Consider the following 23,863-nt stretch of genomic DNA (forward strand, 5'->3'; position numbering starts at 1 on the left):
AATGAAAAAAAGACAATGGACAGGCTTGTGGATTACGTTACTGGCAATCGTAATGGTACTCAGCGCTTGTGGAGGTAAAACGACAAGCACGAATGATAATACCGCAACAGGAGGAACGGACAGTGGAAGTCCAAGTACAACACTGACCATTGCTGCGGCAACAGATATTGAGAGTTTCGATCCGCACAACAACAACAACACTTCCAGTGAAGCGGTTCTGGTGAACGTTTTCGATTATCTGATCAAAAATGACAGTGAACAGAAAAAAGTGGCGGGACTCGCGACATCATGGGATCAGGTTGATGATACAACATGGAGATTCAAGCTGCGTGAAGGCGTAACCTTCCACAATGGCGATCCTTTCACTTCAGCAGATGTAAAATACACGCTGGAGCGCGTAGCCAAGGATGAGACACTGAAACAAAACAGTTATTTCAAAAATATCGTAGAAGTTAAAGCGGTGGATGACTATACCGTAGACATCATCACGGATGGTCCAGATCCGCTCTTGCTGAATCGTTTGTCCAAAATGGGAGCTGGTATTCTGCCGGCAAAATATATTGCGGATAAAGGATTTGATACTTTCCTGAAACAGCCGGTAGGCACAGGTCCTTACAAGTTCAGTAAATGGGCCAAAGACGATCGTGTCGAATTGGTGAAAAACGAGAACTACTTCGACGGTGAACCCGAATGGAATGAAGTGGTATTCCGCGTTATTCCTGAAGCCTCCACACGTGTATCCGAATTGCTCGCTGGTGGTGTAGATGTAGCGTCTTCCATTCCGTCCACCGACATTGCCCGGATCGAAGGTGAAGAAGACAAGAAGATTGTCAAAGCACCAATCCAGCGTGTGCTTCAGTTGATCTTCCGTCAGACGGAAGGCAGCATCACGGCTGATCCAAAAGTGCGTGAAGCGATTGACCTGGCGATCGACAAACAAGGAATCGTGGACAGCATTGCCGGCGGGGCAGGTATTGTAACCCGCACATCCGTAACGCCGGGCAACTTCGGTGCTGATCCTTCATTGTACAAAACGTCACTCTATGACCTGGAAAAAGCAAAACAATTGCTGCAAGAAGCTGGCTATGCAGAAGGTGAAGCTGAGATGACCATCTCCGTTTCTGCACAATACAAAGAACAAGCTGAAGTTGTTGCAGCGATGCTGGAACAAGCCGGATTCAAAATCAATCTGGATGTCCTGGAAGCAAGTGCATTCAGTGAACGTTATAGCTCCAAATCATTCAAAGAAATCTTCATGATCGGTATTGGTAACTCCTTGTTCGATGCTTCGAATAACTACAATCGTTATATGTTGGAAGAAGCCAAAGGCGAGTCGGATTACAACAATCCTGAAGTAGAAAAACTGCTTCAATCTGCATTGGTGAATATGGACCCAGCGGCTCGTGAGAAAGAGTATCAGCAAGTACAGCAGATCTTCTCTGAAGAACGCCCAGCCGTATATCTGTACCAAATGGAAGGTGTGTACGGAACAAACGCCAAAGTGAACTTCGCGCCGCGCAGTGACGAGATGTTCTATGCTGACGAGATTACACCTGTTACACAGTAACATCGAGCATTATAACCGGTCATTGAAAAGATAAGGCCGTGAACGGCAGGGACTGGATAACCATGTTCCTGCCGTTCTTCTTTATTAAGATGATAGAATTTATACGTTTTCAGCGGAGCTGAAGGATTCGATCATCGCAAGAAAAACTTCAACTAACTGCGGTCTGTCTTCTGTGAAAGTACGTCGATAAGTGTTTTTCTTTACAAGGGAGGTGAACAAGGAATGGGCAAATACGTACTTAAGTCATTACTGCAGATCATTCCGGTGCTGTTCATTGTTTCATTAATTGTGTTCATTTTGGTTCGAGTCACCGGTGATCCGGTTGCGCTAATGTTGCCTGAAACGGCTACCGCTGAAGATCGTGCTGTCTTGACGCAGGCACTTGGTTTGGACAAGCCTTTATATACGCAGTACGTGAAGTTTCTGGGAAGTGCGATCCAGGGAGACTTTGGTCAGTCTTTTCGCTACAATCAGCCTGCATTAGAGCTAGTGCTGGAGAGATTGCCTGCCAGCTTTGAACTGGCTGTAGCCGCCATGTTTTTTGCTGTACTTATGGCTGTGCCACTTGGTGTCATTTCAGCTGTCAAACGCAATACGTTTACCGATCTCATCATTTCCGGAATATCCGTCATTGGTAAGGCCATGCCAAACTTCTGGATGGGGATCATGCTCATCCTCTTGTTCTCCGTCATGTTGGGTGTATTGCCGGTATCCGGTCGCGGAGGATTGTCACATCTGATCTTGCCGGCATTCACGCTTGGCGTTGGACTGGCTGCGCAGATGACCCGGCTGATTCGCTCCAGCATGTTAGAGATTCTGAATCAGGACTATATTCGAACAGCCCGGAGCAAAGGACTGGGTCGGATGGTTGTCATTGTGAAACATGCGTTTCGGAATGGTTTGATTCCTGTAGTAACAATCATGAGTTTGCAGTTTACAAGTCTGATCGGGGGAACCTTGATTACGGAAACGGTATTCTCTTGGCCTGGACTGGGTCAATTGCTGGTCGTTGCAGTCAACACACATGATATGGCGATTGTACAGGCCGCGGTGTTTGTCATTGCTTTTATCGTTGTGGTAATCAACATCTTGACGGATGTGGCCTACAGGCTGCTTGATCCGCGCATCAAATACGACTAGAAGGAGGTGCAATCATATGACAGGCAGCAATGAAATGCCAATTCCGGGTACAGAACAGGGACAGGACAATGGGCGTGCACCAACGGGATTTCGTTATATCTGGCAACAACTGATCATCAGCAAGACCGGAATGTTTGGTGCTGTGCTTGTATTGTTGGTGGTGTTAATCGCCATAGGTGCACCTCTATTGACGAGTCATGATCCAGCGGCAGTGAATCCGCTCAATCGCCTTAAACCGCCTGCATGGCTTGAGGGTGGAACGGCCGAGTACTGGCTGGGGACCGATAATCTGGGCAGAGACATGTGGAGCCGAATTGTATATGGTGCTCGGGTTTCCTTAATCGTGGGGATGGGTGCCGTGATTGTATCAGGCATCATTGGCGCCATTTTGGGGTTGGTATCCGGATTCTACGGGAAATGGCTGGATGCCATCATCATGCGTGTAGGTGATGCCTTCATGGCGATCCCAACCATTCTATTTATGCTCGTTGTGATGGCGATTGTTGGTCCGGGTATTACAACGCTAATCTTTGTCATCGGGGTGACAAATTGGGTTCCATTCACCCGTGTGGTCAGAAGTGAGGTCCTTAGTATCAAGGAGCGGGATTTTGTTCATGCGGCCAGATCGATCGGTGCGAAGAACGGAAGACTGATTGTGAAACATATTCTGCCGAATATCCTCTCGTCCTTTATCGTGATCTGTGGGATGAATGTGGGCACGACGATTATTATGGAAGCTTCACTCAGTTTCCTGGGTCTGGGCATCAAACCACCTGATGTATCCTGGGGAGGTATGCTCAGTGATGGCAGACAATATGTTGCAACAAGCTGGTGGGTCGCTACATTCCCGGGACTAGCCATTACTTTTACCGTACTCGGTGTTATTTTCCTTGGAGATTGGCTGCGTGATGTGCTTGATCCACGTACGGAGACAACCCAAAAATAAACGGAGAAGGGAGCCATCATTATGAATCAAAGACCAATTATGCCGGAGGATCTGCTTCACTATCGTTGGATAAGTCAGCCTGTTGTCAGCCCGAACGGACAAGTGGCTTATGTGGAACAAACCATTGATCAGGATAAAAACGAATATAACACGCAAATAAGAGGGATCTCACTCGATGGTGATGAAGATATTGCACTTTCAGATGGTACGAAGGATTCTTCGCCTGCATGGTCGCCGGATGGCACACAGCTCACATTCATTCGCTCTGTGGATGGAGGTAAAGGACTATGGGTGCTCGATTCGGATAAAAAAGAGTCTGTCATGCTGATCTCTCCCGCACGTAAGATATTGAATTATATCTGGTCGCCGAACGGGCATTACATTGCGTTTACCAGCAAAGTGCAACCGGAGGATCAACAGAAGGCAGCTGATCCCCAACAGCAGTCCGCACCTGAGCTACGAGGTAAGGTTTTTGAGCGTACAACGCCGAAGGCAGAAGGGGCTGGATGGTGGGATGGTCAATACAGCCATTTGTTTGTATATGAGATCGCCAGCGGGGAGATCACGCAGGTAACTTCCGGGCTGTGGAATATCAGTGCTCCGGCATGGTCGCCAGATAGCCAGTATCTTTCCTTCATATCCAAGCAAGTGGAGGATGAGGAACTTGATGCGGATCTGTTGTACTTTACAGATGTATACAGCATTCAATTGGGAGAGAATACACTCTTCAAAGTGACGGATTCCAGTCTGGCAATTAGCCAGTTTTCCTATTCACCGGACGGGCAGCAGCTGATCTTGATCGCCAGTGATCGTGAGTATGGGAGCGGGAGCCACAACAACTTATACGCTGTCCCTGTTCAACGGGGGGAACCCAGGATAATTGCACCACAGTTAGATATGCAGATTGGTAACGCAGCACTGGGAGATATGAAGTCAGCAGGTGCATCACCTTCTCCTGTCTCGGATATCCATCATCCGGAACGTGGTGTGTATGTACTCGGAACGCATTACGGGAATGTGGACGTGTATCGCATTCAAGAAGATGGAGCTTGTCAATCGGTGACGGGCACTCGTGAAATGGATGTTTATCAGTATACCTTAACGCCAGATGGTACGTCGCTCGTTATCGCTGCGTTGACTGATGAACATCCTGGAGAGTTATATCGCGTGAATATGGATAGTGGTGAGATGTTCAGGCTCACCCGGCGAAATGATGAATTCATGGCGGGTTTAGTTGTAAATGCGCCTGTGCGTGTAGAGTTTAAGTCTTCCGATGGATGGCCGATTCAAGGTTGGTTAGCTACTCCGGCAATACGTGGCAACCATGGGAAGCTACCACTCATACTTCAAATTCATGGTGGACCTCATGCGATGTATACGGGAACATACAGTCATGAGATGCAGACACTTGTTGCGCAAGGTTACGCTGTGCTGTGGATCAATCCTCGCGGAAGTATGGGATACGGTCAGGAGTTTGCCAGAGCTTGCCGTGGTGACTTCGCCGGAGGCGATTACCGGGATCTGATGGAAGCTGTTGATTATGCCCTGAATACCTATGATTTCCTGGATGCATCACGTCTGGGGGTAGCTGGTGGCAGTTATGGCGGCGTAATGACAAATTGGATTGTAGCACATACGGACCGTTTCAAAGCAGCTGTAACCCAGCGATGTATCTCTAACTGGTTATCCATGTACGGAACGAGCGATATTGGAATTTCCTATGTGGAGGGAGTCATTGGAGGTAATCCGGCGGAAAACGCTGAATTCCTATGGTCTCGCTCACCTCTTGCCCATGCACACCATATTGAGACGCCGCTTCTGATCATGCACGGGGAACAGGACTATCGGACACCGATTGCGCAAGCGGAAGAATTATATACAACGTTAAAACGATATGGCAAAAAGACCAAGCTGATCCGTTATCCGGGCTCCAATCACAGTTTGCTCAAAAGCGGTAAACCATCGCTGCGGATCGATAGCTTCGAACAGGTGAATGCCTGGTTCAATCAGTATCTCGGGAATGAGGAGGGCGAGCAATGAGTCGAACTCAGTTGTCCATTCCTGTAGGGCTTCTTGTAGAGAATGTACTGACAAGTGGTGCAACCAAGGAGAACATGATTGAATGGTTGCAACGTCGTGACTTTTCCCGCTTGCTGCCTCTGGTTAAAGAACCCGCGATGGATTTTGATGAAAGACTACAGACAGCAGCTGATATCGGAGACGACTGGGAGATGGCGATACATCAAGGTTATGAGTTCAAGTTTTTGCATATTAACGCATTGAAGAGATTGCTCGATTTCCGGTTTGACCGTAAGGTGGATCGGGATTATGTTCAAGACGATCTGTCATTGAAGCATGTTCATCTGACTGAACATGAGATTGAATTGCTGCAATCGTTAATTGGCAGGCAATGGATCGTGCACGTAGAAGAAACCGAGGCAGCAGAGGAAGGGAGAACAGACACCGGGTCATCCTCCCGCATTCCTGTCCTTATTCAATTGAAATTCCCATAGTATGACCAACAGAAGCCGCCGTGATCGCGGCTTTTTTGGTATGTACAGTTAGAAAAGTGGACGACTGAATTCAAAAAGTTGAAATTGAACTCTGTATGATTTATATTTATATTAAATGATATTATTATCTATCAAAAATGATGGATGTGAAAAGGAGGACGTGGGATGTCCATTCAAAATGTTCTGGGGAAAATTCAAATATCGGATGATGTGATCTCCAAAATTGTCGGCAAGATTGCAAATACGACCAGTGAGATTTCCTCCATGTCGACAGGATTTGTAGAAGGGATCACCAAAAAGTGGAGTGGGAAAAGTCTGCAAAATGGCATAGCAATCCGCAATATAGAATCCAGACTGGAGATTAACTTAAAGGTTGTGGTTCGTTATGGAACAAAAGTACATGAAGTCTGCAGGGAATTGCAAAACAATGTGAGAGTGCATGTAGAACAACTGACTGGACTAACCATTGAAACCGTGAACGTCATCGTTGAGGGCATATCCTTCAATCAACCTGATGTGAGGATGTAGTCCAATTTCAACTACCTGGAGGAGTGACAGCGATGAATAAGATTTCCATAATAAAAGCCAGTCCACAGTCCTTGGTCGGCGGGCAACTGAATCAGATGGCACTTGAATATATGGCCTATTCGCTTGCGGGTACCAAAGATACAAGCATTATAGAAAAAACCTTCAACAAGTTATGGCGTTCGAAACGAAACCGATTCAGTCACGAATACGCTTATGAAGCCAAAATGCAGAACAAAACGCTTGGCATGATCATGTGTTATCCGACCACTCTAATGAACAAGCTCGCTTTGCCAACGTTCACCAAATTGTTTGAACTTCGGAACTGGAGCCTGATTAAGTATAATCTTCAGCATTGGAAAGAGTTCTATTCCATGGTGACATTAAAAGAAGCGAAGAACGACGAATATCACATCGGGACATTGGCTACCTTGCCTGAGAGCAGAGGACTTGGTGTAGGGACACAGCTCATTCAATTTGCAGAGGAGCAAGCTGTAATACAAGGTTTCTCCAAGTCTTCACTTACGGTTAAAAGAGAAAATCTACTAGCTATTAAACTGTATGAACGTCTGGGATACCAGAGAGTGGGGGATATCAACAAACCTTCGCTTTCCCTGTACCGGATGTCCAAAATACTGGTATAGTGTTTCTCTAATACGAATAGATAAAGAAATGGCAGATTCATATACTTAAGCACACGTTGGAATATTCGATGGTGCGGGATGGAGGGACGCTTATTGCGTTCCTTTTGTAGTTTTAAGATCATTTTTACAAAAAAAGATACTTGACTTTCAGTGGTGTTTAAGCAGGTACTTGACAGGGGTGTGGTATAGTATAAAAAGTTCTTTTAATGAAGACAGACGGAGAAATATATAATGCGGGGTGTAACCAGTGTATCAATATAAGGACCAAGAATATGAGGCAGTACATTTTGAGGGGCGTGATCTGCGCTATGGAGAACTTATAAGTTGTATTTTTAAACAATGCACATTTATGAACGCTTCTATGGAAGAAATCGAAACCAGTAATTGTCGTTTTATTGAGTGTGACTTCAAAGGGGCTTCCATGAATGGTTCAATTCATACGGAATCGGCTTTTGAAAATTGCTTATTTGGTGGTGCGAATCTATTTGCTTCCAAATTCAGTTCTTGCAAGATGACCGGATCGGACTTTTCGGGTGCGCAAATGGATGGCATTACACTAAGTCACGGTGATTGGTCTTATACGAATCTGAGACATACCCGATTAGGCAAACAGGATTTGCGAGGAATTCGTTTCTTTGAAGCTGACTTTACGGACACGGATTTCACCAAAGCGGATTTGAGAGACTGTGATCTTACCAGAGCCGTATTAAGCAGAGCCAAGCTGCAAGGGGCCGATCTAAGAGGGGCTAATCTGGAAGGTATCGATCTGAAATCACTGGATATCAAAGGGGTACGATTGGATCGTGAACAAGCCGTTCTGTTTGTGCGCTCGCATGGTGCGAAAGTAGATTGAGTTGAACATACGCAGCATGAAGCCGCCGTTAAGGCGGCTTTTTGACTATAAAGCTTTCACATTTAAGAAAATAGGAGGGAATAATAGATATAAACAAGAAGTAGTTAACATAAGTTTCAACTAAATGAAGTTTATCATGACCGTCACATTAATTATTATTGTTGCTGTTATTGTCTTTGGACTTATAACGAAAGTAAAAGACAGAATCACTTGGTTTAGGAGGATATTTTTTTTGAAATTAATTAAAACATATGATGTGGAACTAAGTGAAGAATGGTCAACTCTTCTTCAGGAATTACTTGTTGCAAGCTTTCCAGAAGTTTATCCGAAAGACAGATTGTTCTTTAAGCAGATACCACAGAGTAGGGTATTGGCATTTACCCCAGATAACCAACTCGTTGGGCAAGTGGGACTGGATTACAGGATGATGAATTTAAATGGAACACCGATCAGAGTGATGGGGATCATCGATTTGTGTGTTTCTCCAGCTGCTCGCTCTCAAGGAATCGCTTCATTGTTAATTTCCGAAGTGGAGAGGATGGCTAAAGAGCGTGTTGATTTTGTCCTTTTATTTGCGGATCATGAGGAATTGTATCGCAAAAATGGATTCAAAACGGTAAGCAACACATGTACGTGGTTGAAAATTAATCATGAAACCTTAACCACAGTTGGAGTAGGGACTCAAAAGGTGGAGGGGTTAATGATTAAAGAGGTTGGAAGCCGGCTATGGGAAGAAGGAGAACTAGATTTCTTAGGGTACTTATATTAATCAAGTTGGTTGTGCGATGAGGCTGCTTTCTCGCCTTGACCCGTGTTGTTGTTCCATGTTAAGTTTTCTGTATTAAATTTTAAGCTTCGAAAGGGTGATAAAGTGGAGACAGAATTAGAGGTTGTAGATGTTTATGTGGACCTGTCAACGAACTTGAACAATGGCATGGTTCACAATATAGCTAATCAGAATCCGACACTTTATCCTCCTATGCATAGATCTACTTGGCGCTGAAGGTTATATCGCCAGGTTTCTTTATCGTATAAGCGAATCTAAATTCTGATTATGTTCAAATATTAAAGTGAGGGAATCCATGCCAGGTTCAATGGTGAAATCCCGTCAGTTTACTTTTATATTTCACATAAAAAGGATGATCAGCATGTCTTTAATTAACGTTACCAACCTGACCTTTGCCTATGATGGCAGTTACGATAATATATTTGAAAATGTTAGTTTTCAGTTAGACTCCGATTGGAAATTGGGTTTTACCGGCAGGAACGGCAGAGGCAAAACGACATTCCTCAATCTGTTGCTCGGTAAATATGAATACAGCGGACATATCTCTGCGAATGTTAGCTTTGAATACTTTCCTTTCCAGGTAGAGAATAAGGAAGCCATGACAATCGATGTCATCGGCGAGATTCATCCTGAATATCTGCACTGGCAAGTTGTGCGCGAGTTTAACCTGTTGAAGGTGTCGGAAGATGTATTGTATCGGCCTTTCGACACGTTATCCAATGGAGAACAAACAAAGGTGATGCTGGCTGCCTTGTTTCTGAAGGACAATCGGTTTCTGCTCATTGATGAACCAACCAATCATCTAGATCTTCATGCGAGACAAATCGTAGGTGATTATCTCCGCAGCAAGAGTGGATTTATTTTGGTGTCTCATGATCGATCCTTCCTGGATCAAAGTGTAGACCATATCCTTTCCATCAATAAGAGCAACATCGAGATTCAGAAAGGCAATTTCTCCGCTTGGTGGGAAAATAAAAGAAGGCAAGATCAGTTCGAACTTGCGAGTAATGAGAAGTTAATAAAAGATATCAAGCGTTTATCCGATTCTGCCAAACGAACCGGTGGATGGTCGCATGAAGTCGAGAAGACCAAAAATGGTACAAGAAACTCCGGTTCCAAAGTGGATAAAGGATATATTGGGCACAAGGCTGCCAAAATGATGAAACGTTCCAAAAATATCGAACAAAGGCAGCAGTCTGCGATTCAAGATAAGTCTAAACTTCTCAAAAATATCGAGAGTGCAGAACGTCTGCAGATCCATCAGCTGGATTTTCACAAGAATGAACTTGTCGAATTGGAACATGTTTCGATATCGTACGGGGCCAATACGGTGTGCAAGGATGTCAGTATGACGGTTGAAAAAGGAGATCGTATTGCCCTTTACGGTAAAAATGGATCTGGCAAATCAAGCATTCTTAAACTGATCTGTGGTGAAGATATTGCTTACACAGGACTTTTGCAAAAGGATCATCAGCTTAAAATCTCGTATGTGTCGCAGGACACGTCTGATCTCGGAGGGCAATTATCTGAGTACGCGGCGATACAGGGGATAGATGAGAGCCTGTTTAAATCGATACTTCGAAAGTTGGATTTTTCCAGACTGCAATTGGATAAAGATATCTCAACGTTTAGTGCAGGTCAAAAAAAGAAAGTGCTCATTGCCAAAAGTCTTAGTGAGAGGGCTCATCTGCACATTTGGGATGAACCACTCAATTATGTAGATGTCATTTCACGTATGCAGATCGAAGACCTGCTGCTGGAATATACACCGACCCTGCTTTTTGTAGAGCATGATCGTGAATTTTGTACCAATATTGCAACAAAAATTATTGAACTATGAGCAACAGCAACAGACTGCGTTAAAAGGTAACGATGCTAAGAGCCGCCGAATGGCGGCTTTTAAGCTTTATATGTACAGCAAGAGTATAGCAGGTAGCGTGTAACGTTCAGACTTCGATATGGTGAGAATGTATGCTATAATTTTATAGTCTAATCCAATCATATGATGGATAAATAGATCAATTGTTGAACTATACTCGCTAAGAGGTGTAATACCAATGAAAAAGGAAATGACCACAATCAAACAAACCAGGCTCAATTCCATTTTGGACGAGGCCACCAAATTATTGATTGAAAAACCGAATGCTTCCATGAATGAAATTGCCGAATCTGCAAAAATCGGGATCGCTACATTACATCGATATGTGGAAAGTCGCGAACAACTCATGGTTCATCTGGGATTACGGGCAATCGAGGTGGTCAGTGAGACCATGCGACAGATTCAACTGGATGAAGAGCACTGTGAAAAGTACATACCTGAGCTGATCGAGGCGCTAATTCCATTAGGCGACAAAATATATTTTCTGGCTCATGACACCACCATTAACTATAATCCAGAGATTGAGGGAGCAGATCTGAAGCTGAGAGAACCGGTACTGCATGCGGTCGGTCTGTTACAACAGAAAGGTTATTTTCGCTCCGATCTTGATAAAACCTGGATTGTCGATGTGCTGTACTCCATCATGTTCCTGACATGGCAGCAGGTTGTAAGTGGTCATATCGCGAGAAAAGCAGCTCCAGCGCTTGTAGTAGACACGTTTTATCATGGGTTTAAGCAGCACTAGGTCAGCGCCAATAGAAGGAAAAACATTAGAATTTAATAGTGAAAACACGCTCAAACAGTCAATCGTATCGTTAGATATGCAGACTCCTTGAGGGTGTTTTTTTGCGTTTGCAACAGCTTTCCCCAGTGTACAGACATTATGGACTTGATTTTTACTAATATTCAAATATTAACAGGGTTCAGAATTTAAGATTTCAAGTTTACAAAAAATGATATAAATTTCTAGTAGATTCAAATCATTACCAAATAAAGACAAAATATTCAGACGAGGGGGACAGACAGAACGACCTGCAATTATCCAGTTCAGAATCAGCTCAAGTACTCATTCCATCAACCCAAATCAGGAGGGATTCCATGCTTTACACCATTATTGTGCCAGTCAACCAGGACTATAACATTTTGAACCTGTTCACAGATTCGCTGCTCCGGACGGTAAGCCCATCCACTCAGATTATTTTTATCAACGACGGTTCCGGCTCAGCAGTCTTTCAACATCTGGATAAACTGAAGCAAGAAGTAAAAGAAGGTGTGACCATCGAGATTCTTCAGCATGATTTTCCACTCGGTTGCGCCGTGTCGATTAATAGCGCACTGAGTCTTGCCAAGGGAGAGTACATTTTCTTCCTGGATTCTGACACGATTCTAGAGCCGAACTGGCAACCGATGATGAAAGAGACACTGGACAGCGATATTACGATCGGCATGATTGGAGGCGTTCTGTTGTATCCGCAAACCGGAGGTGTACAGCACTGCGGGATTGCTTTTGCAGACACCATCGGTCGTCACCTGTTCCTGAACGCATCCCCTGATGATATCCCAAAAGAAACCTTCTCTGTTCAACTGGTGGTGTTTGCCATGTTCGGCATGAAGCGGGAGGTCTACGAGACCATCGGCAACCTCGATGAGAAATTCTTTAACGGGTACGAGGACTTTGATTATCAGATGCGGGCACGAGCTGCCGGATACGATACAGTCATTAATCCGAATATTCAAGCCTATCACTGGGAACGCAGCAGCGGCATTCACCGGAACTTCAACCGCAAGAACAATCTGGCACGCTTCTGGAAAAAGTGGGGCGGTCAAATCGAGGCTGATGTGTGGCCTTTCGTTTTCAGTCATCTGAAAGCGCAGCTAGAGAGTCAAGCTGAATACCAGCATCTGCCGATTGTTGGCATTGACCTTGCCGAGGTTCGCAGTGATGCGGATACATTCTGGACCAAGTTGGAGGAAGCTGACTTTGCCAATGTAACCGAGGTACGTGACTATTCCAATCGCTTCAATTCCAACGGGGCCATCTGGCTGCCACAGGTACTGGGTAAGGAACTGATTCATAGTGAGAATCGGTTACTGTTCTTGGTGGACAATTTCGCCCGTTTATTAGAGAACCGCTACTGGATAGAGATGAGACATGCTCATCGAGCCAAGGATCTGATCATTGATCTGTATGGCAATGTAATTACGATGGATCGCATCTACGATGGATGCTGGCCTGGAACCAAAGTACGGTAATTCACGCACAACGAAAATAAACAGGGAGGTACTTAAGGTGAAAGAAAAAGAGAGCACGCTCGATCGTGCCGTAAGATTTACCCGTAATCTGGAGTGGTTGGAGCAAGTCGAAAAGGTAATTCCGAGCGGATGCAGCACTTTAGCCAAAGCACCTGAACGTTTATTTCCGGGGCATACACCCGTATGCTGTGCAGAGGCCTACAAATCCCGATTTACAGATATCGACGGTAATGAATGGCTGGATTGCGAAATGGCCATGGGTACGGCGTCTTGGGGCCATGCGAGGCATGAAGTCCAACTAACCGTCATCCACCAGCTGAAAAAAGGGACAAGCTTTTCGGTACCGGCCGACATCGAGCTTGAATGCGCCGAGTTAATTTTGGAGCGGTTCGAGGGTCGTTATCCGTCGCTGCGCTTCACCAAGAGTGGTGCCGATGCAGTGAGTGGGGCCGTACGACTTGCTCGTGCCGCAAGTGGCAAGAGCAAGGTTATTGCGACGGCTTATCATGGGTGGCATGATTGGTCCGCATACGGTTATTATGGTGGCCAGACGAAAGAACGGGGCATTCCAGTAGATATCGAGCGTTCGACAATCTGGGTCAACAAACCTACTGCAGAACGAATTGAGGCCCAGATTACCTCATCTCCCGAGGATATCGCATGTATTGTTTTATGTCCCAACGAGTGGAAAAGGGACGCACTGGAGGAAGTCGTAAACCTATGTCGGTCTCTGGACATCATTATCATATTCGATGAGGTTACTTCCGGTATTCGAATGGGCAAACAGGCTACAGCAGGAGAATATGACATCTGGCCTGATCTGCTCTGTATCTCCAAAGGTATGGCAAACGGTTTACCTCTCGCAGCGGTTTTGGGGCCTGAGCACTTGATGTCTCTGTCGGGACAAGTCCGATTCAGCAATGCCCATTCCAGCGAAACAACAGCGCTCGCGGCAGCCATTGCCTGTGAACGATTAATGAAAAATGCGAAAGTATGGCCGACCTGGCGAGATCCGGCAACCCGGATTATGGATCGTCTGGCATCTGAACTTGTGTTACTTGGATTAACAGATCAATTGGAAGTGAAGGGGACGTATGCGAGCTTCTGCATTCAATCCCTGGCCGAGAATAACTTTCAAACGGACCCTTTCCGCGAGTTCATGGTGAAGAGAATGGCTCACTTCGGCATTTTCACCAAAGGTTACTTTATTTTCTCAGATGCCCATACACGGGAAGAATTGCTGTGGGTTGAGGAAGCACTGTTACAGACCCTGTCAGACTGGAAAGAGATTCAGAAGCAGGAACATCTCCATTCGATGCAATTATCGAAAACGTTTGAAGTCTAATCCATAATTTAGAAATTACAATCAACTAGGAGGAATATTCAATGAAAGCACTCGTATATCAGGATCTCAAACAGGTGACATATCAGGAGATTGAGGAGCCAACCATTCAAAAGCCAAACCAGGTGAAAATCAAAATCTATGGTTCAGGTATCTGTGGTACAGATCTGAACATTGTCAAAGGCAAAGTACCTGCCAATAAAGGCACGATTATCGGTCATGAGGGTGTGGGCACCGTTGTTGAGGTGGGTGAAGAAGTTCGCGGTTTCAAGATTGGCGATCGGGTATTGGTTGATCCCACGCAATCTTGCGGAACCTGCTCCTATTGCCGTGAAGGTCTGTTCATCTACTGCGAGAATTTTGATGACTATCAAGTAGGGATGACGACACATGGAACCTTTGCTGAATATTTTGTTGGGGACGAAAAGTATATCTATGCCATCCCGGATTCCATGAGCTGGGAAACGGCCATGATGATCGAACCACTGGGATGTGTGCTTCAGACGTTCATGAAAGCAGGGACTAAGCCAAGCGACGCTGTGCTGGTCCTCGGTTCAGGTGCAATCGGTTCCCTGTGTCAGCTTGTGAGTAAACGATTGGCAAGGCTTACTGTAGGCACGGAAGTTGATCCATATCGCAAAGAGTTCGCTTCAGGGATCGCAGATCATGTGTTCTATCCTCAGGATCTGACACTGGATCAAGTATACGAGATCAATAATAACAAGAAGTTTGATATTGTGGTGGACGCGGTTGGTAACCAGCTTCATGTGGGATTTGAGATGATTGCCAAAGGTGGAAAGATTATTCCGATGGGATATGACGACAGCTATGAGGTGACTTTCAAATCAACAGCCGTGATTAATGATGGCATCAGTATCATCGGTGCAGTTGCTAACCACTCGATGATCAGCACGGCACTGAAATTTGCCCAAAGCATCCCGGAGCTGGAACAAATGGTGACAGCCAAAGAACTGCTGAGTGATTATGAACGGGCCTTTAATGGAACGATTGGTTATGACATGCATACTGGAGAGAAATTGCCGATGAACTCGGTCAAAACAGCTCTTATCCTATAAGAGGTACTATAGGCATGTAGACATTAGCGGGTTTGCCGCTGCGAGAAGTTGGAATTCGCAGCGGTGAAAACCGCAGAAGGAAGGGATATCGATTGAAATTGCTTCAAGATTTGCCGAAGAATCCACGCTACTCCATTTTACTCGAACCGGTATGGGCCATTCCGGGCACGATCGTTCTCTTCTACGCTCCTTTATATATGAAGGAAGCCGGACTTTCGGATATCGAAATCGGTTTAATCAATTCGGTGAATCTTTATTTTGCTTTTATCTTTCAATTGTTTGCGGGTTCCATTACCAATAAGCTGGGGCGTAAACGAACAACGCTGATCTTCGACCTGCTTGCCTGGAGTGTTCCCATGTTCATCTGGGCTTTCTCCCAGAACTTCTGGCTGTTTCTGATCGCCTACTTGCTTAACGCAACATCGAAGTTTGTAACGGTTGCCTTTAACTGTCTGATCATAGAGGATGTTGAGGAACACAAACGATCCAAGGTATTTGCTATTCTCAACATGATTATTACAGGAGCCGGGGTACTTACGCCAATTGCAGGAGTTGTTATAGCTGATTTTGGAATTGTACCTACACTGGCCAGCATTTACTTTGTCGGGGGCATCCTCATGACGGCCATGTTTTTCATTCGTAATCGATACACGGATGAGACCGAGGTTGGTAAGGAGCTTATGGGATTGCATAGTAAAACCCGCGTGCTTCAGAGCTTGGGAGCCAGTCTGCGCCTGTTCGGCAAATCGTTCTATAAACGAAGACTGTTCCCGATCATTCTGATTACGGTGTTGTCGAATCTGATTTTGCAGCTGAATTTCTTTCAGGTCATTTTCTTCAAGGAACAGTTGAAATTCGATGACCGTGTCATTTCGTTTATCCCAGTGGTGACTGCGGTCACTGTCATGCTGCTCTATCTGGTCATTATTCCGCGACTGAAACGGCGTTCGGAAGAGAAGTATGTTGGTTTTTCCATTGTGCTTAGTACGGCGGGGGCCATTCTCTTTCTGTTGATTCCGGTGGGGAATATAGGCATGTTGTTTCTCACGCTAATCGTGCTCGCTGCGGGTAACTTCATTTTGCAGACGTATCGAGATTCCCTGCTGATGAACCGATTGGGGACGCATGAAAAAGCCGACATGTTCTCGGCTGTGCAGACGGTTATGACGTTAACAGCTATTCCATCGGGTTACCTGACGGGCTTGCTCTACCATCACAATCCAACGCTGTTGTTCAGTGTCATTCTTGGTCTATACATCGTACTCATGATCATCATGTTCTTCCTGCCTGATCCACAAAAGCACTCCCAAGTGCTGAAACCTTACAAAAATATGTAGAAGAAGGGGTTTTCTGTATATGAATCGAATATGTAGTACAGAAAAAACTAAAAATTAACTTCACTTGGGAGGATACGGAATGACGAACATAATGACAACAGAAGCGCGGAATCAGTGGAGCTGGATGAACGAGCCCGAGAGCTGGTCCTACACGGATCAGGGAGGTGTGGTGGTGGAAGCGAAAGCGGATACTGACTTTTTCCAGGACCCTGCGGGCAAGCATATTCGTGCAACTGCACCCTTCCTGTCCATGCCTGTACCTAGTGACTTCGAAATCACAACCCAGTTAACCGTAGATATGAAAAATCAATATGATTCCGGATGCCTGATGGTCATGGCGGATGATCTCAATTGGTGCAAAATTTGTTTTGAGTATGATGGAAAAGCACCTACCATCGTGTCGGTGGTCACACGTGATGGTTCATCCGATGATTGTAATTCGGTTGAAGTCTCTGTATCTAATCCCTATCTGCGTATACGCAAAGTAGAGGACTGCATATCATTCTTTTATTCTCCTGATGGGGAAGAGTGGAAACTTATTCGATATTTCGGCATGCCGACACAAGGGGAACTTCGAGCTGGATTAGTTGCACAATCGCCGACTGGAACGGGCTGTACATGTCACTTTTTGTCTGTCAATGTTACTCGTCCGGACTTGACTGCACGCTTCTAATCCGCTCCCCCGGCCGATCATTGGAGGGAGAACAGGTTCATGGTAAAAGCTTTCATATTTGATTTTGATGGACTCATTGTGGATACAGAGACGCCGTGGTATTATGCGTTTCGCGATATCTATGAAGAGCACGGTGTTGAACTTGGTCTGGACCTATGGTCGAAAAATGTGGGAACATCCTTTGAGGAATTTCATCCTTTTTTGTATCTGGAGCAGGCGCTTCAAAGAAAAATTGATCATGAGCATATCAAACTGCTCTCAGAACAGAAATACGAAGCTTATTTGGGACAGGCGGCTATTCTTCCAGGGGTGAATGAGTTGCTTCAGTCTGCGAGGGAAAAGGGGATTCAGCTTGCTGTTGCTTCCAGCTCCACACGGGACTGGGTTCATGGTTACTTGAAGAAATTAGGCATTTTTGATTATTTCAAAGTCGTTCATACATCAGAAGATGTGAAGCGAGTCAAACCTGATCCTGAACTGTACCTTCTTGCTCTCCAGAGTCTGGGAATCGAGGCTTCGGAAGCGATTGTGTTCGAAGACTCTCCTAACGGACTGAAAGCAGCCAACGCCGCAGGTATTCGTTGCATCATCGTGCCTAACGAGGTAACGCGTAGTCTGGAATTCGCCATGCATGAACTGCGGTTATCCTCGCTGGCCGAGATTGATATGGAGATTCTCTAATCCAGATATTGCTTGCGTAGCTCGATCGGGGAGATCCCTTCGTATTTTTTGAACACCGATCCAAAGTAACTGGCACTGTTAAATCCAACGGCATGCGCTATTTCATGAGCCGTAGTTGCATCATTTTCAATAAGCATTTCCTTGGCTTTCAACAACCGATATCGCATCAAATACTCCAATGGAGTCATTTGGAATTCTTTTTTAAATATCCGATTCAGGTGTTGTTCGGTCACGTCCATCTGCTCAGCCAACATGGGGAGAGAGAGATCCTGATGATAATTTTGTTTGATAAAAGTAATGAGTTCATCCAACCGTAATCGGGCATTGGAACGTTCGTAAGCACTATAGCGTTCACCTTCAATGGTTAATCTGACCAAAAGCATGTACAGTAATGCGGATACGTGCCAGATCTGATCCTTGTGCCGGGACTGCAGCGCCAACGTAATTTCATGCAACAGGATATGAAGCATTCCATCCGGCTTGAAGGCGCGCAGCTCCCCGATCTGCAAGGTATGCAAGAATCGTGGTAATAAATAGCCATTGAAAGACAGACAATCAAATCGTAATGAATCACTCAGATTGTGGTAACGGTATGTTACCTCCGGAAACAAAATGAGAGCTGTCCCTTTTTTGATCGAAAATTCATGATTCTTAGCTGCGATTCGCCCTGTTCCTCCGATGCACTGTACAATGCTGTAATCCCGTGAATGGTCGCTCCAATTCATCAATTCATCAACGGTCAACTGGTTTTGCCCTGTAATCATGAGCGGCATATCGGTATCCAGTGGATTCCCCATGCTAGGTTTCGGCATCGTCGTGTTATTCCTCTTTTCGTTAAAGGATCATGTGCGTAAGTGGCGTGGTTACAGAGTTAAAAGAAACCTAGAATGAATTATATTACATAAATGGAATAATTTTAATTGAATGGCGAGTGATAATAAAACGTTTTCAAGAAAACGATGCAACTGTTTTATCTGGATGGACTAGCATGAACCGCAGTCAGATCAGTCTCCATTTATGGACCTGAAAGTACGCTTGCCTTGCCAACAGAATGCGAAACAGTATACGCTATAACGGATGAGTGATTAAGGAAAGGGATGCAAACATGAAGAAAGTCATCGTAGTTGGATCGGGTATTCTGGGGGCATCAACAGCCTATCAATTAGCCAAACGGGGCGCAGAAGTAATCATCATAGATCGAAAAGATATAGGACAGGCAACCGATGCAGCAGCCGGTATCATTTGTCCATGGTTGTCACAGCGACGCAACCAGGACTGGTATCAGCTCGCCAAGGCTGGTGCGCGATTCTATCCTGGTATCATAGCGGAGCTTGAGGAAGAAGGAGAAACGGAAACCGGATATGCTCAAGTGGGCGCGCTCAGCATTCATACGGATGAGGATAAAATCAACAAAATGGAAGAACGGGCACAGCTTCGAAAAGCAGATGCACCGGAGATTGGTGAGATTACACCTCTTGATGCCAAAGGAACTCGTGATCGTTTTCCATTGCTGGATGAACGTTATCAATCGGTACATATTAGCGGTGCTGCACGTATAGATGGACGGGCGCTGCGGGATGCCTTAATCCGGTCTGCACAGCGTAATGGAGCGAAAGTGGTCCATGGAGACGCCACGCTTCAATTCGAAGCAGATCGGGTCATTGGTGTGAGTGTTAATGATCAGCATTTGCTGGCAGATGAAGTCGTTGTATGTGCAGGTGCGTGGGCCAATACACTCCTGAAGCCTCTCGGAATACACTTTAAAGTACACTATCAAAAGGCACAGATTATGCATTTGCATGTCACGGAGGAGGCGGATACAGGCCGCTGGCCTGTGATTATGCCCCCGTCAGATCAATATCTGTTGGCCTTTGATCAACAGAAGATTGTGATTGGGGCCACTCATGAAAATGATGTGGAAGGTTATGATACAAGAGTAACTGCAGGAGGTATGCAGGAGGTTTTGAATAAAGGTCTGGAACTGGCACCGGGTCTCACAAACAGCACATTCCAGGAAGTGCGAGTTGGATTCCGTCCGTTCACACCTGGATTTCTGCCCGTAATGGGAGCTGTGCCGGGGTGGCTGGGGCTGATTACGGCGAATGGCCTGGGTGCTTCTGGCTTGACCATGGGGCCATTTATCGGGAGTCAATTGGCCAAATTGGCTCTTGGCATGGAACTGGATATCGATATTGAGCCGTACAATGTTGGCAAAGCAATGGATGAGATGGAAAGAGGTGAGTCATGACCTATTCACAACGTTTATCCGATGGAGCGAACTCGTCCGACATTATATATCTGGAGCATCAGATTGGTACGACAAAAGAAGAACTGCGAATCGCTATGGAGAAACAAGAAACATACGAGCGGGAAATGTCGGAATTGAAGTCATCACCAATCGGTAATGCATCGAAAGTCGGTTCGGACGAGCAATTCTTAAAGGAGAAGGCTAGTCAGACGCAGAACTTGATTGAAATCCTGTCTGCACAGCTGAATCAGCTAGAGGAAGCATTGGTGAAACTGGGCGATTAATCGGCTCATATCTCGTGTTTTCTGAAACTCTGACAATAAAATATACGATATGTATACAACAAAACCCCTTATTCAAGGGGTTTTGTTGATTTAGTTCAAATTATTTATACCAATAAATGAACGGGTGGTATAAAATAGAAGTGGGTGCAGAACTGTCAATTCAGGTACCCATGTAACCAATCATGAAACTATTCTGAGAGGTGGCTTTCGAATGTATAAAGAAGTGATACGTGTTGAGGACATCACAGGGTTCCAGACCAGATCTGAAGAGTTTTTTCCACTTCACTGGTTTCAACAAATGTTGTCCGATCATCCTGTGTACTATCACGAAGATACAGATACCTGGAATGTGTTCAGATACGATGATGTGAAGCAGGTCCTAAGCAATCATGAGTATTTCTCAGCTGAAGGAACTCGAACGACCATTGCGGTCGGAGCGAAGAACAACGAAGGCACACCTCCGGACAAATTAAACATTTCAAGTATCGATCCGCCCCGTCATCAAAAAAGTCGTTCGTTGTTATCCGCTGCTTTTACACCGCGTAGTCTGAAAAACTGGGAGCCACGAATTCGCAACATTGCACAGCAGCTCGTAGCTGATATTAAACCGAATACGACCATTGATATGGTTCAGGCGCTGGCCGCTCCCCTGCCTTCGATGGTTATGGCCGATCTACTTGGTATCCCTCTTACAGACAGTCATCGCTTTAAGAACTGGGTAGATATTCTGTTTCAACCCACCAATCCGAAGACTGCTGAGGAGAGTGAACAGAAAAAACAGACGGCAGCTCAAGAGTATTATCAATTTCTCTATCCTATAGTGGTTCATAAACGGACCCATCCTGGTGAGGATATCATTACGGATCTGTTGAGTGTTGAAGTTGACGGGGAGAAGTTCACGGAAGATGAGGTTGTTCGCACGACCATGCTTTTACTTGGAGCTGGTATTGAGACAACGAGCCATATGGTTTCCAATACGTTCTATTCCTTCCTGTACGATGATCCGAGTCTGTATGAACAACTTAGACAGAATCCTGAATTGGTGCCGCTAGCAGTGGAAGAAATGCTTCGTTATCGGTTTCATAATGCTAAGCGGCATCGAACAGTGAAGCAGGATAACCAATTGCTTGGAGTGGACTTGAAAAAAGGGGATGTTGTCATTTCCTGGATGAGTGCAGCCAATATGGATGAGCAGATGTTTGAAAACCCGTTTGAGTTAAACATTCATCGTCATAATAATAAAAGACATCTTACCTTTGGTAATGGTCCACACTTTTGTCTGGGTGCTCCGCTGGCGCGAATGGAATTAAGTATTGCCTTGACTGCATTTGTAGAGAAGATTGCTCGGATTGAACCCGTGGAGTCTTTTGATCTGGAGGATAATCTGGCCGCTTCAGCTCCGGGACAGTCACTGACCCATCTGCCAGTGAAGATTGTCGGCTAAGGGAATGAGTTTCATCATTGGACAACCTAAAAAGCGGCAGATCAGACGTGAACGTCTTGGTCTGCCGCTTTGTTATGCAAGTATGAGTCTGGATAACTTAATTTGAATTCATGGAAACCTTTTGTCTGACAACCTGTTTGACTTCTTCCTCTTTGGCTTGTTTGGTGCGTTTAATAAAGAAGGAAAGAATCAATCCCACGACAGCGATACCGATGATAACAACATACGCATCATTGATACCTTGAATCATGGACTCGGTAGCCAACTGTTGTTGACTGAGGCCATTGGCTGCACCAGTTGCCATCATGTCCTCTATATGTGCTGTTGTACGTGAGGTCATAACACTCACGAGCAATGAAGTACCTACAGCGCCAGCAACTTGTCTGACGGTGTTGGAGATGGCTGTACCGTGTGCACCCAGTCTTGGTGGCAGTTGGTTAAGCCCTGCAGTTTGAATCGGCATCATGAGCAAAGCCATACCAATTCGGCGGCCGGTCGACATTAACACCAGGTAACCATAACTGGTTGAATCCGATAAATCGATGAAACCAATGGTGGTCACAATGGTGATAACCATCCCGATAACAGCGAGCCATTTTGCTCCAAATCGATCAAACAATTTTCCGGCTACAGGCATCAGGAAGCCCATAACAAGGGCACCCGGAAGGAGTAATAAACCGGACTCCAGTGCAGTGTAACCACGTGCATTCTGGAGGTACAAGGGAAGCAACATCATGTCAGCATACATGATCATGGTAATTGCGATACTAATGACCGTGGTCAGGGAGAACATGTTGTACTTGAAAGCCCGCAGATCAAGCAATGGATCTTCCGAAACGAGCTGACGCCAAGTGAACAGCGCAAGTGCAACAAGACCAGCAGCAATACAGATAAGTACTTCTGCACTTGACCATCCCAGACTTCCTGCTCTGCTGAATCCATACAGCAATGCGCCGAATCCGATGGTGGACAACACCACGCTGATCGTATCGAACTTGGTGTTGACCCGTTCGGATACATTCTTCAGGTATACAAAGGCAAAGGCAATGACAATAAGTGTTAATGGAATCATGCCATAAAACATCGTTTGCCAAGAGTAGTTCTCTAGAATATAACCGGCAAGGGTAGGCCCGATGGCAGGAGCGAAAATGATCGCAAAACCAACCATACCCATAGCTGAACCTCGTTTCTCAGGGGCAAACAAGGTCAAAATAACGTGCATCAAGAGTGGCATGATAATCCCAGCACCTGCTGCCTGAATCATGCGACCTGTCAGCAATGTGCCGAAGTTGGTTGCAAGAGCGGATACGATGGTACCGATTAGGAAAATAAACATCGAAGCTTGGAATAATTGCTTGGTTGAAAAGCGTTGCATGAAGTAGGCTGTAATGGGGATCAGCACCCCGTTTACCAGCATGTAACCTGTCGTTAACCATTGTGCTGTTGCGGCGGAGATGTTAAAATCACCCATCAGTTCCGGTGTAGCGACACTCATGATCGTTTGATTCAACGTTGCAAGGAAGGCTCCCAGAATCATGATAAACAGAATAGGGCCTTTCTTTACGGAAGATTCATCTTGTAACTTAACCTGACTCAATCCTTTTCATCCTTTCAATCCAAACGTGACTAAATTTACAACGTGTTGTATAGTTTACATTGTATTTATTGAAT

22 protein-coding genes are annotated in these 23,863 nt (G+C 45.3%); 20 read left to right on the forward strand and 2 right to left on the reverse strand.

The window, feature by feature from the left end; genetic code table 11:
- Window position 1 precedes the first annotated feature (1 nt).
- The 17 genes from MKY85_RS13740 (at window position 2) to MKY85_RS13820 (ending at window position 18,216) form a co-directional block, all read left to right on the forward strand.
- Window positions 2-1,567, forward strand: a complete 1,566-nt coding sequence (locus MKY85_RS13740) for an ABC transporter substrate-binding protein (RefSeq protein ID WP_342572940.1) — start codon at window positions 2-4, stop codon at window positions 1,565-1,567.
- A gap of 222 nt (window positions 1,568-1,789) precedes the next feature.
- Window positions 1,790-2,707 (forward strand): ABC transporter permease, encoded by a 918-nt coding sequence (locus tag MKY85_RS13745; protein WP_342572941.1) that lies wholly within the window; start codon window positions 1,790-1,792, stop codon window positions 2,705-2,707.
- A 16-nt stretch (window positions 2,708-2,723) separates the two neighbouring features.
- The gene (locus MKY85_RS13750; RefSeq protein WP_339242414.1) at window positions 2,724-3,653 is read left to right on the forward strand and encodes an ABC transporter permease; all 930 of its coding nucleotides are present in this window, start codon (window positions 2,724-2,726) and stop codon (window positions 3,651-3,653) included.
- A 21-nt stretch (window positions 3,654-3,674) separates the two neighbouring features.
- The gene (locus MKY85_RS13755) at window positions 3,675-5,693 is read left to right on the forward strand and encodes a S9 family peptidase (protein WP_342572943.1); all 2,019 of its coding nucleotides are present in this window, start codon (window positions 3,675-3,677) and stop codon (window positions 5,691-5,693) included.
- Window positions 5,690-6,166, forward strand: coding sequence for a hypothetical protein (locus MKY85_RS13760; RefSeq protein WP_342572944.1), 477 nt, complete (start codon window positions 5,690-5,692; stop codon window positions 6,164-6,166). The genes MKY85_RS13755 and MKY85_RS13760 overlap by 4 nt, the downstream gene beginning before the upstream one ends.
- Window positions 6,167-6,331: 165 nt before the next feature.
- Entirely contained in the window at window positions 6,332-6,694 is a 363-nt protein-coding gene (locus tag MKY85_RS13765) for an Asp23/Gls24 family envelope stress response protein (RefSeq protein ID WP_339242420.1), read from the forward strand.
- 32 nt (window positions 6,695-6,726) lie between these two features.
- Complete coding sequence (locus MKY85_RS13770; protein WP_342572945.1) at window positions 6,727-7,335, forward strand: GNAT family N-acetyltransferase; 609 nt, start codon at window positions 6,727-6,729, stop codon at window positions 7,333-7,335.
- A gap of 247 nt (window positions 7,336-7,582) precedes the next feature.
- On the forward strand, window positions 7,583-8,188 hold the full coding sequence (locus MKY85_RS13775) for a pentapeptide repeat-containing protein (protein ID WP_342572946.1): 606 nt from the start codon (window positions 7,583-7,585) through the stop codon (window positions 8,186-8,188).
- Between the two features lie 232 nt (window positions 8,189-8,420).
- A complete protein-coding gene (locus MKY85_RS13780) occupies window positions 8,421-8,957 on the forward strand; it encodes a GNAT family N-acetyltransferase (RefSeq protein WP_342572948.1) in 537 nt (178 codons plus the stop codon).
- A gap of 379 nt (window positions 8,958-9,336) precedes the next feature.
- Window positions 9,337-10,815: an Lsa family ABC-F type ribosomal protection protein gene (locus MKY85_RS13785; RefSeq protein ID WP_342572949.1), complete on the forward strand. Its 1,479-nt coding sequence runs from the start codon at window positions 9,337-9,339 to the stop codon at window positions 10,813-10,815.
- A 217-nt stretch (window positions 10,816-11,032) separates the two neighbouring features.
- On the forward strand, window positions 11,033-11,599 hold the full coding sequence (locus MKY85_RS13790) for a helix-turn-helix domain-containing protein (RefSeq protein ID WP_342572951.1): 567 nt from the start codon (window positions 11,033-11,035) through the stop codon (window positions 11,597-11,599).
- A gap of 353 nt (window positions 11,600-11,952) precedes the next feature.
- Complete coding sequence (locus MKY85_RS13795; RefSeq protein WP_339242431.1) at window positions 11,953-13,107, forward strand: glycosyltransferase; 1,155 nt, start codon at window positions 11,953-11,955, stop codon at window positions 13,105-13,107.
- A gap of 37 nt (window positions 13,108-13,144) precedes the next feature.
- Entirely contained in the window at window positions 13,145-14,452 is a 1,308-nt protein-coding gene (locus MKY85_RS13800) for an aminotransferase class III-fold pyridoxal phosphate-dependent enzyme (RefSeq protein WP_339242433.1), read from the forward strand.
- A 41-nt stretch (window positions 14,453-14,493) separates the two neighbouring features.
- The gene (locus MKY85_RS13805; RefSeq protein ID WP_339242435.1) at window positions 14,494-15,525 is read left to right on the forward strand and encodes an alcohol dehydrogenase catalytic domain-containing protein; all 1,032 of its coding nucleotides are present in this window, start codon (window positions 14,494-14,496) and stop codon (window positions 15,523-15,525) included.
- A gap of 92 nt (window positions 15,526-15,617) precedes the next feature.
- Window positions 15,618-16,862: an MFS transporter gene (locus MKY85_RS13810; RefSeq protein ID WP_339242437.1), complete on the forward strand. Its 1,245-nt coding sequence runs from the start codon at window positions 15,618-15,620 to the stop codon at window positions 16,860-16,862.
- 79 nt (window positions 16,863-16,941) lie between these two features.
- Window positions 16,942-17,535 (forward strand): DUF1349 domain-containing protein, encoded by a 594-nt coding sequence (locus MKY85_RS13815; RefSeq protein WP_339242439.1) that lies wholly within the window; start codon window positions 16,942-16,944, stop codon window positions 17,533-17,535.
- Window positions 17,536-17,574: 39 nt separating this feature from the next.
- Window positions 17,575-18,216, forward strand: coding sequence for an HAD family hydrolase (locus tag MKY85_RS13820; RefSeq protein ID WP_339242441.1), 642 nt, complete (start codon window positions 17,575-17,577; stop codon window positions 18,214-18,216).
- Here MKY85_RS13820 and MKY85_RS13825 read toward each other — a convergent pair.
- Complete coding sequence (locus MKY85_RS13825; protein WP_339242443.1) at window positions 18,213-19,028, reverse strand: AraC family transcriptional regulator; 816 nt, start codon at window positions 19,026-19,028, stop codon at window positions 18,213-18,215. The two genes, MKY85_RS13820 and MKY85_RS13825, sit on opposite strands and share 4 nt — an antisense overlap.
- A 293-nt stretch (window positions 19,029-19,321) precedes the next feature.
- Here MKY85_RS13825 and MKY85_RS13830 point away from each other — a divergent pair, with 293 nt between their 5' ends.
- From MKY85_RS13830 to MKY85_RS13840, 3 genes are all read left to right on the forward strand, one after another.
- The gene (locus MKY85_RS13830) at window positions 19,322-20,464 is read left to right on the forward strand and encodes an FAD-binding oxidoreductase (protein ID WP_339242444.1); all 1,143 of its coding nucleotides are present in this window, start codon (window positions 19,322-19,324) and stop codon (window positions 20,462-20,464) included.
- Entirely contained in the window at window positions 20,461-20,748 is a 288-nt protein-coding gene (locus MKY85_RS13835; protein WP_339242447.1) for a hypothetical protein, read from the forward strand. Before MKY85_RS13830 ends, MKY85_RS13835 begins: the two co-directional genes overlap by 4 nt.
- Window positions 20,749-20,959: 211 nt before the next feature.
- A complete protein-coding gene (locus MKY85_RS13840; RefSeq protein ID WP_342572957.1) occupies window positions 20,960-22,192 on the forward strand; it encodes a cytochrome P450 in 1,233 nt (410 codons plus the stop codon).
- Between the two features lie 97 nt (window positions 22,193-22,289).
- Here the strand turns inward: MKY85_RS13840 and MKY85_RS13845 are convergent, their stop codons facing one another.
- Window positions 22,290-23,729 (reverse strand): DHA2 family efflux MFS transporter permease subunit, encoded by a 1,440-nt coding sequence (locus MKY85_RS13845; protein WP_342573365.1) that lies wholly within the window; start codon window positions 23,727-23,729, stop codon window positions 22,290-22,292.
- Window positions 23,730-23,863: the final 134 nt, after the last annotated feature.

Source organism: Paenibacillus sp. FSL R5-0749 (assembly GCF_038595085.1).
In the GTDB taxonomy this organism is placed as follows: Bacteria; Bacillota; Bacilli; order Paenibacillales; family Paenibacillaceae; genus Paenibacillus.